Source organism: Pseudomonas putida (assembly GCF_028682635.1).
GTDB classification, from domain to species: domain Bacteria; phylum Pseudomonadota; class Gammaproteobacteria; order Pseudomonadales; family Pseudomonadaceae; genus Aquipseudomonas; species Aquipseudomonas putida_AE.
In genome coordinates, this window is record NZ_JANHLK010000016.1 from 86643 (window position 1) to 101210 (window position 14568).

The window sequence follows — 14568 nt, forward strand, 5'->3', positions numbered from 1 at the left end:
CCGGCTGGCGAACGCGTGAATTTTCAAGGTCGTTTCCCATGTTCGCCACCCTGCGTTTGCCCCTCGTTGGTTTGTTGACCTTCACCCTGGCCCAGGCCGCCCTGGCGGCCGATTGCGCACCGGTCAAGAGTCGTGGTGCCGAGCTGTTCGCCAATGAATGTGGGGTCTGCCATGCGGTGAGCAAAGGCACGACCGGCATGATGGGGCCGAACCTGGCGGGTGTGATCGGGCGCAAGTCCGGCTCGGTGGAAGGCTTCAACTACTCGCAGGCCATGCGCAACAAGAACATCGACTGGCAAGCCGAGAACATCGCGCAACTCATCACCCAACCCCAGGCCTATGTGCCTGGCACCTACATGCCCTACATGGGCATGGCTTCGGCAGATGATCGCCAGGCGGTCGTGTGCTTCCTCAAAGAACAACAGAACTGAAGGTGATTCATGAGCAACGTTGAAATCCTGCCGCAGGTTGCTGCATTCCTCGATCGCCAGCACGGCTGCTTCATCGATGGCCAGTGGGTGTTTGCCGAAGGCCCGAGCATTGCCGTGGTCAACCCGGCCACCGGGCAAACCCTGTGCGAAACCCTCGACGCGCCCCTGGAAATCGTCGAGCGCGCCGTGCAGTCGGCGCACCAGGCCTTCAAGTCCGGCGTGTGGTCGGGCCTGCGTCCGGCGGACCGTGAGCGCATCCTGCTGAACTTCACCCGCCTGGTCGAGGAGCATGCCGAAGAGCTCGCGCAACTGGAAACCCTGAGCCAGGGCAAGTCGATCAACATGGCCCGCGCGCTGGACCTGAACGCCACGGTGGAGTTCATGCGCTACATGTCCGGCTGGGCGACGAAGATCGAAGGGCAGACCTTCGATGTGTCGATCCCGCTGCCGCCGGGCGCCAAATTCACCGCGTTCACCAAGCGTGAGCCGGTGGGCGTCGTGGTCGGCATCGTGCCGTGGAACTTCCCGCTGCTGATCGCCGCCTGGAAACTGATGCCGGCGCTGGCCACCGGTTGCACGGTGATCATCAAGCCGGCGATGGAAACCCCGTTGACCGCCATGCGCCTGGCCGAACTGGCCCTGGAAGCGGGCATTCCGGCGGGCGTGTTCAACGTGGTGACCGGCGGCGGGGCCTCGGTCGGCGGCGTACTGACCGCGCACCCGCTGGTGAGCAAGGTGTCGTTCACCGGCTCGACCGCCGTGGGCAAGAGCGTCGGTGTGGCGTGCATGGAAAACATGACGCGCTTCTCCCTGGAGCTGGGCGGCAAGAACCCGATGATCGTGCTCGCCGATGCCGACATCGAAAAAGCCGTGCAGGGCGCGATCCTCGGCGGCCTGCTGAACAATGGCCAGGTGTGCGCGGCGGCCTCGCGCTTCTACGTGCATCGTTCGATCCACGACCAGTTTGTCGAAGCACTCGCGGCGGCGGTCTCGGCAATGCCGATTGGCGCGGGCATGAACGGCGAAGCGGCGATCAACCCGTTGGTGTCGCGCAAGCAGCAGCAAAGCGTGCTCAAGCACATCGAGCTGGCCCGCCAGGAAGGTGCGCGGGTGGTGGCGGGCGGCGAGTTGCTGGAAGGCGAGGGCTTCTTCGTCCAGCCGACCATTCTCGCCGACATCGACCACAGCATGGCCGTGGCGCGCGAAGAGGTATTCGGTCCGGTGCTGGGGGTGATGCCGTTCGACGATGAAGACGCGGTCATCGCGCTGGCCAACGACAACCGTTACGGGCTGGCCGCCAGCCTGTGGACCAACGACCTGGGCAAGGCCATGAACCTGGTGCCGCGCATCGAAGCCGGTACGGTGTGGGTCAACGCCCACGTGCTGCTCGACCCGGCGATGCCGTTCGGTGGCGTCAAGCAATCGGGCATGGGGCGCGAGTTCGGTCGTGCGGTGATCGAGGCCTACACCGAGCTTAAATCGGTGTGTATCGCCCACTGATGAACCTGTAGGAGCTGTGTAGGAGCTGACGAGTGAAACGAGGCTGCGATCTTTTTATTGTAAAAAAGCAAGATCAAAAGATCGCAGCCTGCGGCAGCTCCTACATAAGCCGCGTTACGCCGTTGGCGGTTTCGCCAGTTCAATCCCGGCGGCGCCCAGCCGCTTGAGAATCTCGAACAGCAGCTCGCTCTTGATCGAAACCACCATGCGTGGGCTGCTGACATAACCGGTGACGGTCAGGGTAATGCCTTCAGGCTTGAGCTGGCTGAAGCGCACCACCGGTGCCGGCTTCTCCAGGATGGTCTCGTGCTCGCGGAAGGTGTCCAACAGCAGGTTGCGCACCTGCTCGGGGTCGATGTCCAGCGGGAACATCAGTTCGAGTGACGCCACCCCCTGGGCGCTGCCGCCGAGGGTGACGTTGCGCAGGTTCTGCGAGATCAATTGCGAGTTCGGCACGATCACGATCGAGCGGTCGGCCAGCTGTATTTCGGTGGCCCGCACGTTGATCCGGCGGATGTCGCCTTCGACCCCGCTGATGCTGATCAGGTCGCCGACCTTCACCGGGCGCTCGGTCAACAGGATGATGCCGGAAACGAAGTTCTTGACGATCTCCTGCAAGCCGAAGCCGATGCCCACCGAGAGGGCGCTGACGATCCAGGCCAGGTTGGTCCACTTGACCCCCAGCGACGACAGCATCAGCAGCATCACCAGGGCATAGCCGATGTTGGAAAATAGCGTGCTGAGCGAGGCACACATGCCCGGGTCCATTTCGGTTTTCGGCAGGAATTCGTTGTCCAGCCAGCGCCGCAGCGAACGAATCAGGTAGACGCCGATGATCACGGCGAGCAAGGCATGCAACAGGTTGGCCGGGACGATGTTCAGTCTGCGCAGGCCGTCGCCACCGAGGATGGCGAGGATGTTGGTGGCCAGTTGTTCGAGGGTCGACCCGATGCCACCCACCACCAGGGTGATCAGCGCGATCAGCAACAACGAGGCGCGGCCGGCACCGGAGAGGATGATCGAAATCTGTTCCAGCCGCGTATCGCCAATGCCCAATAGCTGTTTCAAGGACTTGCCGGTGGAGGTGCGGGGGGAAAACAGGTGTTCGCAGCCGTCTTTGACCAGCTGGGTCAGCAAATAAAAGCCGGCGAAGATGATGTAGAACCACACCAGTTCGTAAGTGATGAAGCGCGACAGCGATACGTAGCCGGCGAGCAAGGCCAGGAGTGAAATCACGATCGCAATGCTGGCGAACGAATAGATCAGCCCGGCGAAGGTCCGGCCAGCCTCGGGGGCGACCCCCGCCATGACCATGTCCCGGCGGGTTTTGCTGACGCGAAACAGCAGCATCGCGATCATGACCGAGACGATCAGGGCGACCGCGCCCCGGACCGAGATCACCAGCTCCGCGCTCATGCTGGTGGCGTTGGTCATCTGCGCCAGCGATACCAGCAACAGCAGTGTCCAGGCCAGCCGTGCCGGGTAGGGCTCCATCGCCAGGGCGAGCGGATCGGCAAAGTTTGGCAGGCGCCATGAGGGGTGCTGCGTGGACAGCAGTGCGCGACTCAGGCCGAGGATCAGCACGCAGGTATAGACGATCTTTTCGAAGTCCTGGGAAAACCCCGTCAGCTGTGGCGTCAGCGGCAGTTCGCGGGTGAAGGCAAAAAACAGCAGGCGCAAGGCTATCCAGGCCGTCAGCACCGTGGCGATGACCGAGGCCAGGGCCAGGGCGCTACGCCGCAGGCGACCTTCCGGCATGCGATGGATGCACAACCAGGTCAGCCCGCGTTCGGCCAGCCGCCGTCCCACGACCCAAAGCAGCACGGCCATCGCGATCAACAGGCTGGTCAGCAGGCGCGCGCCCGGTTGCCAGGTGGCGTCCAGGGTGTCCTTGATCTGGTGCAGGAAGGCGCTGAATTTTTCCCGGTCATGCTCTGGCGGATTGAGCAGGGGGGCCCAGAACCAGGGGTTGAGTACGCTCCTGGTCCGCTGGGTCATTTCGGTTTCCAGCAGGCTGCGGCGGATGGCGGCAATCTGGGTCAGCAGTTCGGCGGCGCTGGCCTTGAGCGCTACCAGGGTTTTCAGTTTGGCGTCGACCCGGGATTTCTGTTCGGTCAGGGTGATTCTCTGGAGGGCGATATCGGACTTCTCGGGCGCGGCATCCGCCACTGGCGGCGGGCCCAGCACGCCCAATTGCGCCTGCAACTGGTCCTGCTCGGGCAACAGCAGTGCCGAGAGGCGATCGACCTCCTTGACGAGCGCCTGCACCAGATCCTGCGGGCTTTCCAGCTGGCTGTAGTTGATGGCCTGTGACACTTGCTGCTTGTAGCTGCCGAGTTGGCCCTGCAGCACCTCCAGATCGCTGTCGGAAACGCTGGCGGAAGCGGGTGCCTGGGCGATTGTGGGGATATCGGGCATGGGCGCCGCCGACAGCCATCCGGCGCTCGGCCCGAACAGTAAAGCGATGAGAATCACGAAGCTCAAGGCATTGCGCATCGGCGTGCTCGACTGGTTATGTGTCACTCCAACCTATGAGGTTAGGTCATGACTCAACGTTATCGAGGCTTTTTTGGTCGCAAGTGCAACGGCAAGATCAAAAGATCGCAGCCTGCGGCAGCTCCTACAGGGGATCGCATTCGATTTGCTGGCGTTATTCGCCCGCTCGCCGGGCCGGAAAGAACAACTCGAAACACGTCACACCATCAGCACTCGTGACGCTGCACTGGCCATTGTGCAACTGCATGATCGTCGCCACGATCGACAACCCCAGGCCGTTGGATTGCGCCGAGCGCTCGCGGGATTCGTCGACGCGGTAAAAGCGTTCGAACAGCCGGGGCAGGTGTTCGGCGGGGATCGTCTGGCCCTGGTTGCGCACCTGCAGGCGGATGCCATCGGCAGTGGGCGTGGCGCAGATGAATAGCTCGGAGTTCGGCGCGCCGTACTTGATGGCGTTGGCGCACAGGTTGGCCAGGGCGCGGCGCAACAGCATCGGCTCGGCCCAGATCACACCGCTGCCTTGGGCGTTGATGGCGATTCCGACATCCGCCGCGAGCCCTTCGAAATAGTCGGCCATGCGTTCCATTTCATCCAGGGCGCCCAGTTCCTGGCGTTGGCGCAGGGCACTGGCCGGGTCGGTGCGGGCCAGGAACAGCATGTTGTCGAGCATGCGTGCCAGGCGCTCAAGTTCCTCGACATTGGAGGCGAGCAACTGTTGATAGTGCTCGATGCTGCGGTCTTGCTGCAGGGCGACCTGGGTTTCACCGAGCAGGTTATTGATCGGCGTGCGCAGCTCATGGGCCATGTCGGTGGACACCTGGCCCAGTTGCACGAAACCTCTGCCGAGGCGGTCGAGCATGGCATTGAAGGCCTCGATCATCGGTAGCAACTCCAGCGGCGCGCCCTGGCTGTCCAGGCGTTCGCCGAGATTACCGACGCCGATGCCCTGGGCATGCCGGGCCACGCGCCGCACCGGCAACAGGCCGCGCTGCACCAGCACGTAGCCGGAAAGTGCCAGCAGAATCGCCGCCACGCTGGCGAACAGGTAGACGTTGAGCCGGTAACTGGCGAGCACCGCCGTGCGTTCAGTCATCAGGCGCCCGGTCACCACTTCCAGCGTGCCCTGGTCACCGGAGGCGATGGTCGCCGCCAGTGCGGAAAAAGGTACGCCATTAACGTTGGGCAAGTGTTGCACGTCGCCGAGGCCCAGTGGGTGGTCCATGGCCATGGGGGTCAATACGGGCATGTCCAGATTGCCCGGATTCACCTGCAGCAACGGCGGTTGCCCGGGCGCGCCGATACTCAACAGGGCTTCGCGGTTGCCGAGCATGTTCTGGAACAGCGCGGGTTTGCTGCGGATCAGCTCCAGGGTGTTGCTGTCGTTGAGGAACGTGCGCAGTTGATCGATGCGGGTGATCAGCGCCGCGTCATCACGGCGGATCAATTCGCGCTCCAGGTCACGGTACAACGCCACGCCCAGGGACGTCAGTGAGACAAACGCCAGGAACGCGAACACCAGCGCCAGGCGCAGCGTCAGGGAGTGGCGCAGATGCGACAGGCTGTTCATGGCTGCGTATCGAAGCGATAGCCGATACCGCGCACACTGTGGATCAGCTTCAGCTGGAAGGGATCGTCGATCTTCAGCCGCAAGCGCCGCACGGCGACGTCCACCACGTTGGTATCGCTGTCGAAATTCATGTCCCAGACCCGTGAGGCGATCATCGAGCGTGACAGCACTTCACCCAGGTGCGTGGCGAACAGGTGCAGCAGGGCGAATTCCTTGTTGGTCAGCGTAATGCGCGTGCCGGCGCGGGTAACGCGGCGCTTGAGCACATCGATCGCCAGGTCCTCGATGTGCAACTGTTCTTCTTCGCGGGTGGGGCCGCGGCGGGTCAGGGTGCGCAGGCGGGCCACCAGTTCGGCGAAGGAAAACGGCTTGATCAGGTAATCGTCGGCGCCCAGTTCCAGGCCCTTGATGCGGTCGGCGATGTCATCGCGGGCGGTGAGGAACAGCACCGGGGTATCGGCTTCCTTGCGCAGGCGCCGCAGGACTTCCCAGCCGTCCATTTTGGGCATCATCACGTCCAGCACGATCACATCGAAATCATGTTCCAGGGCCAGGTGCAAGCCATCGACGCCGTCGCGGGCCAGGCTCACCGTGTAACCGAGTTCCTGCAAGCCGTTGAGCAGGTAATTGCCGGCCTTGGGTTCATCTTCGACGACGAGAATGTTCATGGGCTTCTGCCTGGTTCGGGGTCAGCAGGATTGCGCGCCGCGCAGGCGGGCGACTGCGGCATGCCGCTGCCGCCAGTGTAGCCCGGTCATCCGCCGGTATGCAGGGATGACGATCAGTGATCATTGGTGCAACCGCTGCCCTGGACCAGGTAATCGAGCTCATGCTGGCGACCCTGGTGGTCGAGGTAGTTCAGTTGGGCCGGGACGATGCCGCATTGTTGCGAAATGTCCGTTTCACCCAGCACTTTGGCGACGTCGAGGTGGACGAAGGCTGCATCCTTGTCGTGGATCACTGGGGCGGAGCTTTGGGTATCGGCAAATGCCGAGCCGGTTGCGAGGAGGGCGGCGAAACCGAGGATGTACATTTTCATGACGGTGATCTCTATTCAGGTTTGAGTGGGCTGTCGGCAGGTTGCCTGGCAGTGAGTTCAGGTTAACCAGGCGATCCGAACAGCCCACCAACAGCTCGATGACAAAGTTGTAATAAATGGCCGCCGGTTAAGGCTGGCGACCGGTGGCCGCAAGGATCAGGTCGGCGATTTCCTTCGAGTGGGACACCAGCGACAAGTGGCTCGACGGCAATTCGATGGTGGTGGCACCCATGCGCTTGGCCAGGAAGCGCTCAAGGTCCGGGTTGATCGTCTGGTCCTGGCTGGATACCGCGTACCACGACGGTTTGGTGTGCCAGGCCGCGGCGGTGGTGCGGTCGGTGAACAGGGTCTTGGCGATCGGTTGTTGCACGGCGAACAGCTGCATGGCTTTATCGTGAGGGACGTCGCCGGCGAAGTACTTGAGGAAGGCGTCTTGCTTGAGGCTGACGAAACCGTCGTGTTCTTCGGTACCGGCGCGTACCGGCATGGTCGGGTATTTGGCCGACAGTGCGACGAAATCTTCCCCGGCATCCGGCGCACGCGCGGCGACATACACCAGCGAACTGACTTTCGGATTGACCCCGGCCTCGCTGACCACCGTGCCGGCGTAGGAATGGCCGACCAGCACGGTCGGGCCGTCTTGCTGATCGAGCACGCGCTGGGTCGCGGCCACATCATCGGCCACCGACGTCAGCGGGTTTTGCACCGCCGTAACGTGCAGACCGGCCGCCTGCAAGCGGCTGATCACATCCGCCCAACTGGAGCCATCGGCCCAGGAACCGTGCACCAGCACGACGTTGTTGGCCTTGACCGGTGCGGTCGTGGTTGCAGCCATGGCGGACCCGCTGCCCAGTACGAAGAGGCTGGCGGCGATCAGGCAGAGTTTGCTCAATGGATTCATGGTATCGACCCTTGTCATCATCAGTGGGAGGCGTGTCACCCGGTGCGGGTGACTGACGACTTCACTGTATGAAGCGAAGGTGCTGGCTACGCTGACAACTCGATGACAAGTCTGTAATGCAACAAGTCCTTCAGGTGTAGGCCAGCAATCGGCCGCAGAGGATCACGCTGACCCAAAGCGCGATGGAAAACAGGGCCTGCACCTTGGCCACGCCCGGTGCCGGGTTGCCGGTATTCCACGCCGTGACGGAACGGTACACGCCGACATGGAACAGCACGGCGTTTAAGCCCGCCGTGGCGATCAGGCACAGCTTGAGGATGAAAATGTCATTGGAGGCGAAGTCGTGAGGGTGGGCGGAAAACATCATCAGCCCGGCCGGAACGATCAACAGCAAAGCCGCAACGGACCATGGCAGGAGATGGCGGGCGAGGGCCGTCACCTGGATGTTGCGCGATAGGCCGAGTACCCGCAGGTCGAACATCAGCACCGAACCGACCAGTATCGTGAAGCCGAGGATGTGCACCACCTCCACCAACGGATACAGCCATAAATCACCGCGCATGGCTGAGCCAAGCGACGAATCATTGAGCCAGTCCATCCAGCCCTGGTTGGTTTGCATCAGCGCAACTCTATGGTTTTGTCGCCGATCGTGATGCGTTCTGCACGCAACTCATCGGGTTTGTTACGGTTCTGATAACCGACCACGCTGGCTTGGGTGCCGACCGCCAGCATGTCCTTCGCCAGCCCACGGTTTTCCATGCGCGAGGGCGGTGCGAGCACCACATTCCAGGTCTTGTCCGCCGTCTTGAGGTTGACGAAGCCGTGGGGGTGGGAGTAACCGGACGCTTCAATGGTGCCGTTCAGTTGCAAGGGTTTGCTGGAGTCGTACTCGCTCCAGCCGTGATGGGCGAATGCCGCAGTGGCCACCAACAGCAATGACACGCCAAAGCCCTTGAGCATGTAATTCATGACGGGTTCTCCTGTTGCAGAGGTCTTGGGTCGACGTTTTTCAGGATAGTTGGCGCATTTCGCGGGCTGGAACACCCCGACCAAAAGAATGTTTCAGTCTGTGACGCAGGACTCGCAGGGCTCGGCAGGCCTTAGACGGAACCATGTTCTACGCTTACCCGCAGATGGCACCCATAAAAACAATGCTAGAGGGAGAGACACCATGTCCGCTTTGTTTCGTCGCGTCGGCCATTGCCTGGCTGCAGGCCTTGTTGCTGCCGCAATCAGCACCCCCGTGCTGGCGCTGGACACCGTCAAGTTCATGGCCCCCGGTTCCGTGGGCGGCGGTTATGACCAGACGGCCCGGGTGCTGGGCAAAGCCCTGATCGAGGCCAACGTCGCCAAGGCCGTCACCTTTGAGAACAAGGGGGGCGCGGGCGGTACGCTAGGGCTGGCGCAGTTTGCCAACAGCACCAAGGGCGACCCGAATGCGCTGCTGGTGGTCGGTGCGATCATGGTGGCGGGCATCGAGCAGAACAAACCGCAGATCAGCCTGAAGGACGTGACGCCGATCGCCCGGTTGTTCACCGAATACAACGTGCTCGCGGTGCGCAAGGATTCGCCGTACAAGACCCTCGATGACCTGATCAAGGATTTCAAGGCCAAGCCCACCAGCGTGACCTTTGGCGGTGGTTCCAAAGGCTCGATCGACCACATCGGCATCGCCGAACTGGCCGGCAAGCTGGATGTGCCGGTCAACAAGGTGAATTACATCGCCACCGGCGGTGGCGGTGAAATCGTCGCCCAGGCCCTGGGCGGCCAGATCAAGGTGATCACCGGCGGTTACGCCGAACTGGGTCAATACATCAAGAACGGCCAGTTCCGCGTGCTCGCCATCGGTGCGCCCGAACGCGTGCCCGGGATCGACGCGCCGACCCTCAAGGAAAGCGGCTATGACGTGGTCATCGGCAACTGGCGCGGTGTCTATGGTGCCGCCGGCCTCACGCCCGAGCAGCGCAAGGAAGTGACCGACGCGGTGGTGGCCGCCAGCAAAAGCAAAGTCTGGCAGGACAACATCAAGACCAACGCCTGGACGGAGAGCGTGCTGACCGGTGATGATTTCGGCAAATTCGTCGACGAAGAACACGTGCGGTTGCGCGCGATGCTGGTCAAGGTCGGGTTGCTTTGAAATGGCCGGATCCCGCGCAGTCGTGCCGACCCAGTTGGCCATCGGCATCGGCCTGATTACCCTCAGCGTGGTGCTGGCGGTGGGCGCCTGGCGCTTTCCGCCGGAGATGGGCTTCGTGATTCTGCCGGCCTATGTCTACCCCTGGGTGGTCGCGGGGTTTCTCGGGGCAGTGGGCGTGTTGTTGAGTTATCAGGCGGTCAGCGGCGGTTTTCGCGAGCTGGATAACCAACAGGCGCACACAGTGGCGGGCGGCAAGGCCGGCGCAGCCTGGGTCACCGCAGGGTTGATCGGTGTGGCCGTGCTCATCAACGTCATCGGTTTCGTGCTGGCCGCCGGGCTGCTGTTCGCCTGTTCGGCCCGCGGTTTTGGCAGTCGTCATCCACTGCGCGACCTGGCGATCGGCATGGCCCTGACCCTGCCGATCTACTGGTTGTTCAACGCCGGGCTGGGGGTTTCCCTGCCGCCGCTGGTCAACGCCTGGATCTGATCCAAGGAGATCGACAGCATGGACATTCTCGCCAGCCTGGCAATGGGTTTTTCCGCGGCGCTGACGCCGATCAATCTGCTATGGGGCTTCATCGGTTGCCTGCTGGGCACCGCCATTGGCGTATTGCCGGGGATCGGGCCGGCGCTGACGGTGGCCTTGCTGCTGCCGATCACTGCCAAGGTCGATCCCACCGGTGCGCTGATCATGTTCGCCGGGATCTATTACGGCGCGCAGTTCGGCGGTTCAACCACTTCGATCCTGCTCAATACGCCCGGAGAGTCGTCGTCCATGGTCACGGCCCTGGAAGGCAACCTCATGGCGCGTAATGGTCGGGCCGGGCCGGCGCTGGCCACGGCGGCGATCGGCTCCTTCGTCGCCGGCACCATTGCGACGGTGCTGCTGACCCTGTTTGCCCCGGTCGTGGCCAGGCTGGCGCTGAATTTCGGGCCGGCGGAGTATTTCGCGATCCTGGTGCTGTCCTTCACCACGGTCTCGGCGGTACTTGGCGCCTCGATGCTGCGTGGTTTTGCTTCACTGGGGATCGGCTTGACCATCGGCATGATCGGCCTCGACTCGACGTCGGGCATTGCCCGCTACACCCTGGGCGTGCCCGAACTGGTGGATGGCATCGAGGTGGTGCTGGTGGCAGTCGGTCTGTTCGCGGTCGGCGAAGCCCTGTACAGCCTGCTTTATCAAACCGAGCAAGCGGAGGGCCGGCATCGCCTGACGTCATTGTGGATGACCCGCGCCGACTGGAAACGCTCGGTGCCTGCCTGGTTGCGGGGCACCTTTATTGGCTTCCCGTTTGGCTCGATCCCGGCGGGTGGCGCGGAGATCCCGACCTTCCTGTCCTATTCCACCGAACGCAAACTGAGCAAATACCCCAAGGAGTTTTCCGCTAACAAGGGCGAGGGCGCCATCGAAGGGGTGGCCGGCCCCGAAGCGGCCAACAACGCCAGTGCCACTGGCTCGCTGGTGCCGTTGCTGACCCTGGGCATCCCGACCTCCGCCACGGCGGCGATCCTGTTGGCGGCCTTCCAGAACTACAACCTGCAACCGGGGCCGATGCTCTTCGAGACGTCCGCCGATTTGGTGTGGACCCTGGTGGCTTCGCTGTACATCGGCAACGTCATCCTGCTGGTGCTGAACCTGCCGCTGGTGGGCCTGTGGGTCAAGCTGCTGCAGATCCCCCGACCTTACCTGAACGCCGGGATCCTGGTGTTCGCCACCATCGGCGTCTACGGCATGCGCCATTCTTCCTTCGACCTGCTGCTGATGCTGGGGATCGGCTGGGCCGGGGTGTTGATGCGCCGTTTCGATTTCCCGGTAGCGCCGGTGATCGTCGGCATGCTGCTGGGGCCGATGGCCGAGAAACAGCTGCGCAATGCCCTGTCGATCAGTGAGGGGGACTGGACGATATTCCTGACCCAGCCGATTTCGGCGGCGTTCATGGCGCTGACGTTGTTGGTGCTGGTGGTGCCACCGCTGTTGCATGCGCGTGGGATCAAGTTGCATGAAGATGACTGACGCGTCGGTCCCCCTGTAGGAGCAGCCGGCCGACGCTCGATTGCTCGCGAAAAACCTGTGAACACCGCGGGGTGTCAGGCTCCCCGCGTCATCGTTGACCTCCATCGCGAGCAAGCTTGCTCCTACAGGTTGGAGGGTGTTCCTGTCTGCTCGGCAAACCACTGCAAGATCGCCCCGCACGCCGGATGCGCGGCCGATGACGGCTGCAGGCACAGGGCGTAAATCCCCCGGGTCTTCAACGGCTCGCCAAACGGAATGACCAGCACGCCGCGTTCGATCGACTCGCCCGCCAGGGTCATGTCGGTCATGGCCACACCCAGCCCGCGGGCGGCGGCATCCAGTGCCAGTTCGTCGAGGTTGAAGGGAAGGTGGCGAAACTCGTCCAGTGACCTGCCGCCATTGGCGGCCAGCCAATACCGCCAGTCGTTCCTGTCGCTCGAACGGTGCAGCAGCGCAAAGCCGGCGAGATCCTCCTGTAAGGCCAGCGCCAGTCCGGGCGCACACACCGGCACCAGCGTTTCCTCGAACAGGGTCAGGCAATCCGGGGCAGCGGACGGTTCGGGCAGGTAGAGGATGTAGGCGTCGCTGTCGCTGGCCGGTTCCACCACCTCGGTGGCGACGGTCTCGATCGCCAGCGATACCTGCGGATGATGGCGGTAGAAATCATTCAGCCTTGGTAACAGCCAGCGCACTGCCAGGGACACGTGCATGCGGATGCGGAACGGGCGCTTTTGCGGGGCGATCCGGTCTTCGAGGGCCTTGAGGTGTTCAAGGATGTGCCGCGCACTGGCGAGCACCTGTTCGCCTTCGGCTGTGAGCTGCAGGCTGCGGCTGGTCCTGAGGAACATCGAGGTGCCGTAGTGACTCTCCAATTGCTGGATTTTGCGGCTCACGGCGCTTTGGGTCAGGCACAGCGTTTGGGCGGCCTGGGTGAAGCTGCCGGAATCCGCGACCTCGACCAAGGCCTGCAGGCCCTGGAGCGAGGGCACGTGGCGAATCTTATCCATGCGTTTTCAGAATACCCGGATGATTTAATAACGTTGGTTGCCGATGCAATGTCCCTTTAGATTCTAGTCATAGCGGCCTTCATCTGAAACCACCCATGCAAATACAGCATGCGGTATTGCGAGAGGCCGGCACAACGACAGTCTACGAGGTGACGCATGGAAAACGTATGTGGCTGGATTGCGCAAGCCGGGGACAGCCCGTTGCGCGATCCGCTCAAGGGCACGCAGCAGGCCGATTGGCTGGTGATCGGCGCCGGCATCACCGGGCTGAGTGCCGCTCACTCACTGGCTGAACTGCATCCCCAGGCACGCATTGTGCTGGTCGACCGCCAGCGCGCGGCGCAAGGTGCATCGGCGCGCAACTCTGGGTTCGTGGTCGCCCACGAACATCCCGGCCATGCCGAGTTGCAAGGCACCCCGGGATTCGCTGGCTACCAGGCCGATACCGCAATTGGCCGTACCGCCAGCGACGAGGTGCGCAAGCGCATTGCCCGGCACGGCATCGAATGCGATTTTCGCGAATCGGGCTATTTCTTTGCGGTGAGCGATCCGCGCAAGTTGACCCAGGTCGAGTCCAAGCTGCAGACCTTGCGTGCCGTGGGCGCCTCAGCAGAGTTTCTGCAAGGAGACCGGTTGCGCCAGAAGTTGGGAACCCGGCACTACCAGGCGGCGATCTGGTGCGGCAATGGCAATGCGCTGCTGCAACCGGCGAAATACGTCAAAGGGCTGCTCGATGCATTGCCGCCACAGGTGACCCTGTTTGAAAACACCGAGATCAGCGGCCTGCAGCGCCTGGGCAATGGCCGCATCCGCGCCAGCGGCGCCCAGGGTTGCATCGAGGCGCGGCATGTGCTGGTTTGCCTCAATGCCTTCATTCCCCGTTCCGGCATCAGTGACAGTGGCACCTTCGCCATGGAACTCAGCGCCAGCCTGACCCGGCCCCTGAGCGACGAAGAATTCCAGGCCCTTGGCGCCGTCGAGCCCTGGGGCGTGCTGTCGACCCGCCCCCTGGGAGCCACGGTGCGCCTGACCCCGGATCGCCGGGTGATGATCCGCAACACCGCCGAATACCGCGCCCACGACTTGTCGCCCGGCGAACTGGCGACCCGGCGCCAGCACCATGTCCTGGGTTTGCAGCGTCGTTTCCCGATGTTGGGCGCGCAGGACATCCAATACACCTGGACCGGCCACCTCAGCGCTTCGCGCTCCGGGCAGCCGTATTTCGCCAAGGTCGAGGAGGGCGTGTTCGCCGTGGCCGGGTGCAATGGCTCCGGCGTGGCGCGCGGCACGTTGTGGGGACGGCTGCTGGCGGAGCTGGCGTCGGGCATCGACTCGCCGCTCCTGCAATCGGTCAAAGGCCGCGCCCAGCCCGGCTGGCTGCCGCCCAAACCCTTGCTCGATATCGGTGCCATGCTGCGCATGCGCGTAGAGACGGCCCGGGCCAGAAGCGAAATCTAGAACACCGCCTTTCACATA

The 14568-nt window shown here is 63.0% G+C and carries 14 protein-coding genes; 6 read left to right on the forward strand and 8 right to left on the reverse strand.

Going from position 1 to position 14568, the window contains the following annotated elements:
* Window positions 1-38 precede the first annotated feature (38 nt).
* Both NPS56_RS19945 and NPS56_RS19950 read left to right on the forward strand, forming a co-directional pair.
* Window positions 39-431 (forward strand): c-type cytochrome, encoded by a 393-nt coding sequence (locus tag NPS56_RS19945; RefSeq protein ID WP_274076201.1) that lies wholly within the window; start codon window positions 39-41, stop codon window positions 429-431.
* Between the two features lie 9 nt (window positions 432-440).
* Window positions 441-1931 carry an aldehyde dehydrogenase family protein gene (locus tag NPS56_RS19950; RefSeq protein WP_274076202.1) on the forward strand — a complete coding sequence of 497 codons (1491 nt, stop codon included), beginning with the start codon at window positions 441-443 and terminating at the stop codon, window positions 1929-1931.
* A gap of 114 nt (window positions 1932-2045) precedes the next feature.
* Here the strand turns inward: NPS56_RS19950 and NPS56_RS19955 are convergent, their stop codons facing one another.
* The 7 genes from NPS56_RS19955 to NPS56_RS19985 form a co-directional block, all read right to left on the reverse strand.
* The gene (locus tag NPS56_RS19955; RefSeq protein WP_274076203.1) at window positions 2046-4427 is read right to left on the reverse strand and encodes a DUF3772 domain-containing protein; all 2382 of its coding nucleotides are present in this window, start codon (window positions 4425-4427) and stop codon (window positions 2046-2048) included.
* A 154-nt stretch (window positions 4428-4581) separates the two neighbouring features.
* A complete protein-coding gene (locus tag NPS56_RS19960) occupies window positions 4582-5994 on the reverse strand; it encodes a heavy metal sensor histidine kinase (RefSeq protein WP_274076204.1) in 1413 nt (470 codons plus the stop codon).
* Window positions 5991-6662, reverse strand: a complete 672-nt coding sequence (locus NPS56_RS19965) for a heavy metal response regulator transcription factor (RefSeq protein ID WP_274076205.1) — start codon at window positions 6660-6662, stop codon at window positions 5991-5993. The genes NPS56_RS19960 and NPS56_RS19965 overlap by 4 nt, the downstream gene beginning before the upstream one ends.
* A 113-nt stretch (window positions 6663-6775) precedes the next feature.
* Window positions 6776-7033: a DUF2790 domain-containing protein gene (locus NPS56_RS19970; RefSeq protein ID WP_274076206.1), complete on the reverse strand. Its 258-nt coding sequence runs from the start codon at window positions 7031-7033 to the stop codon at window positions 6776-6778.
* A gap of 127 nt (window positions 7034-7160) precedes the next feature.
* A complete protein-coding gene (locus tag NPS56_RS19975) occupies window positions 7161-7934 on the reverse strand; it encodes an alpha/beta hydrolase (RefSeq protein WP_274076207.1) in 774 nt (257 codons plus the stop codon).
* A 130-nt stretch (window positions 7935-8064) separates the two neighbouring features.
* Window positions 8065-8553 (reverse strand): DUF6644 family protein, encoded by a 489-nt coding sequence (locus NPS56_RS19980; protein ID WP_274076208.1) that lies wholly within the window; start codon window positions 8551-8553, stop codon window positions 8065-8067.
* Window positions 8553-8903, reverse strand: coding sequence for a DUF6152 family protein (locus NPS56_RS19985; RefSeq protein ID WP_274076209.1), 351 nt, complete (start codon window positions 8901-8903; stop codon window positions 8553-8555). The genes NPS56_RS19980 and NPS56_RS19985 overlap by 1 nt, the downstream gene beginning before the upstream one ends.
* Window positions 8904-9105: 202 nt before the next feature.
* On the opposite strand from NPS56_RS19985, the gene NPS56_RS19990 reads away from it, so the two are divergent.
* From NPS56_RS19990 to NPS56_RS20000, 3 genes are read left to right on the forward strand one after another with little or no spacing between them, the layout of a single operon-like run.
* Window positions 9106-10071, forward strand: a complete 966-nt coding sequence (locus NPS56_RS19990) for a Bug family tripartite tricarboxylate transporter substrate binding protein (protein WP_274076210.1) — start codon at window positions 9106-9108, stop codon at window positions 10069-10071.
* Window position 10072: 1 nt separating this feature from the next.
* A complete protein-coding gene (locus NPS56_RS19995; protein ID WP_274076211.1) occupies window positions 10073-10558 on the forward strand; it encodes a tripartite tricarboxylate transporter TctB family protein in 486 nt (161 codons plus the stop codon).
* Between the two features lie 18 nt (window positions 10559-10576).
* Window positions 10577-12085: a tripartite tricarboxylate transporter permease gene (locus NPS56_RS20000; protein ID WP_274076212.1), complete on the forward strand. Its 1509-nt coding sequence runs from the start codon at window positions 10577-10579 to the stop codon at window positions 12083-12085.
* A 122-nt stretch (window positions 12086-12207) separates the two neighbouring features.
* Here NPS56_RS20000 and NPS56_RS20005 read toward each other — a convergent pair whose 3' ends face one another.
* Window positions 12208-13092 carry a LysR substrate-binding domain-containing protein gene (locus NPS56_RS20005; protein ID WP_274076213.1) on the reverse strand — a complete coding sequence of 295 codons (885 nt, stop codon included), beginning with the start codon at window positions 13090-13092 and terminating at the stop codon, window positions 12208-12210.
* Window positions 13093-13248: 156 nt separating this feature from the next.
* Here NPS56_RS20005 and NPS56_RS20010 point away from each other — a divergent pair, with 156 nt between their 5' ends.
* Complete coding sequence (locus NPS56_RS20010; RefSeq protein WP_274076214.1) at window positions 13249-14550, forward strand: NAD(P)/FAD-dependent oxidoreductase; 1302 nt, start codon at window positions 13249-13251, stop codon at window positions 14548-14550.
* Window positions 14551-14568 lie beyond the last annotated feature (18 nt).

Coding starts and splice junctions, on each gene's coding strand:
- NPS56_RS19945 (WP_274076201.1), top strand. CDS start 39: ATGTTCGCCACCCTGCGTTTGCCCCTCGTTGGTTTGTTGACCTTCACC.
- NPS56_RS19950 (WP_274076202.1), top strand. CDS start 441: ATGAGCAACGTTGAAATCCTGCCGCAGGTTGCTGCATTCCTCGATCGC.
- NPS56_RS19955 (WP_274076203.1), bottom strand. CDS start 4,427: ATGCGCAATGCCTTGAGCTTCGTGATTCTCATCGCTTTACTGTTCGGG.
- NPS56_RS19960 (WP_274076204.1), bottom strand. CDS start 5,994: ATGAACAGCCTGTCGCATCTGCGCCACTCCCTGACGCTGCGCCTGGCG.
- NPS56_RS19965 (WP_274076205.1), bottom strand. CDS start 6,662: ATGAACATTCTCGTCGTCGAAGATGAACCCAAGGCCGGCAATTACCTG.
- NPS56_RS19970 (WP_274076206.1), bottom strand. CDS start 7,033: ATGAAAATGTACATCCTCGGTTTCGCCGCCCTCCTCGCAACCGGCTCG.
- NPS56_RS19975 (WP_274076207.1), bottom strand. CDS start 7,934: ATGAATCCATTGAGCAAACTCTGCCTGATCGCCGCCAGCCTCTTCGTA.
- NPS56_RS19980 (WP_274076208.1), bottom strand. CDS start 8,553: ATGCAAACCAACCAGGGCTGGATGGACTGGCTCAATGATTCGTCGCTT.
- NPS56_RS19985 (WP_274076209.1), bottom strand. CDS start 8,903: ATGAATTACATGCTCAAGGGCTTTGGCGTGTCATTGCTGTTGGTGGCC.
- NPS56_RS19990 (WP_274076210.1), top strand. CDS start 9,106: ATGTCCGCTTTGTTTCGTCGCGTCGGCCATTGCCTGGCTGCAGGCCTT.
- NPS56_RS19995 (WP_274076211.1), top strand. CDS start 10,073: ATGGCCGGATCCCGCGCAGTCGTGCCGACCCAGTTGGCCATCGGCATC.
- NPS56_RS20000 (WP_274076212.1), top strand. CDS start 10,577: ATGGACATTCTCGCCAGCCTGGCAATGGGTTTTTCCGCGGCGCTGACG.
- NPS56_RS20005 (WP_274076213.1), bottom strand. CDS start 13,092: ATGGATAAGATTCGCCACGTGCCCTCGCTCCAGGGCCTGCAGGCCTTG.
- NPS56_RS20010 (WP_274076214.1), top strand. CDS start 13,249: ATGGAAAACGTATGTGGCTGGATTGCGCAAGCCGGGGACAGCCCGTTG.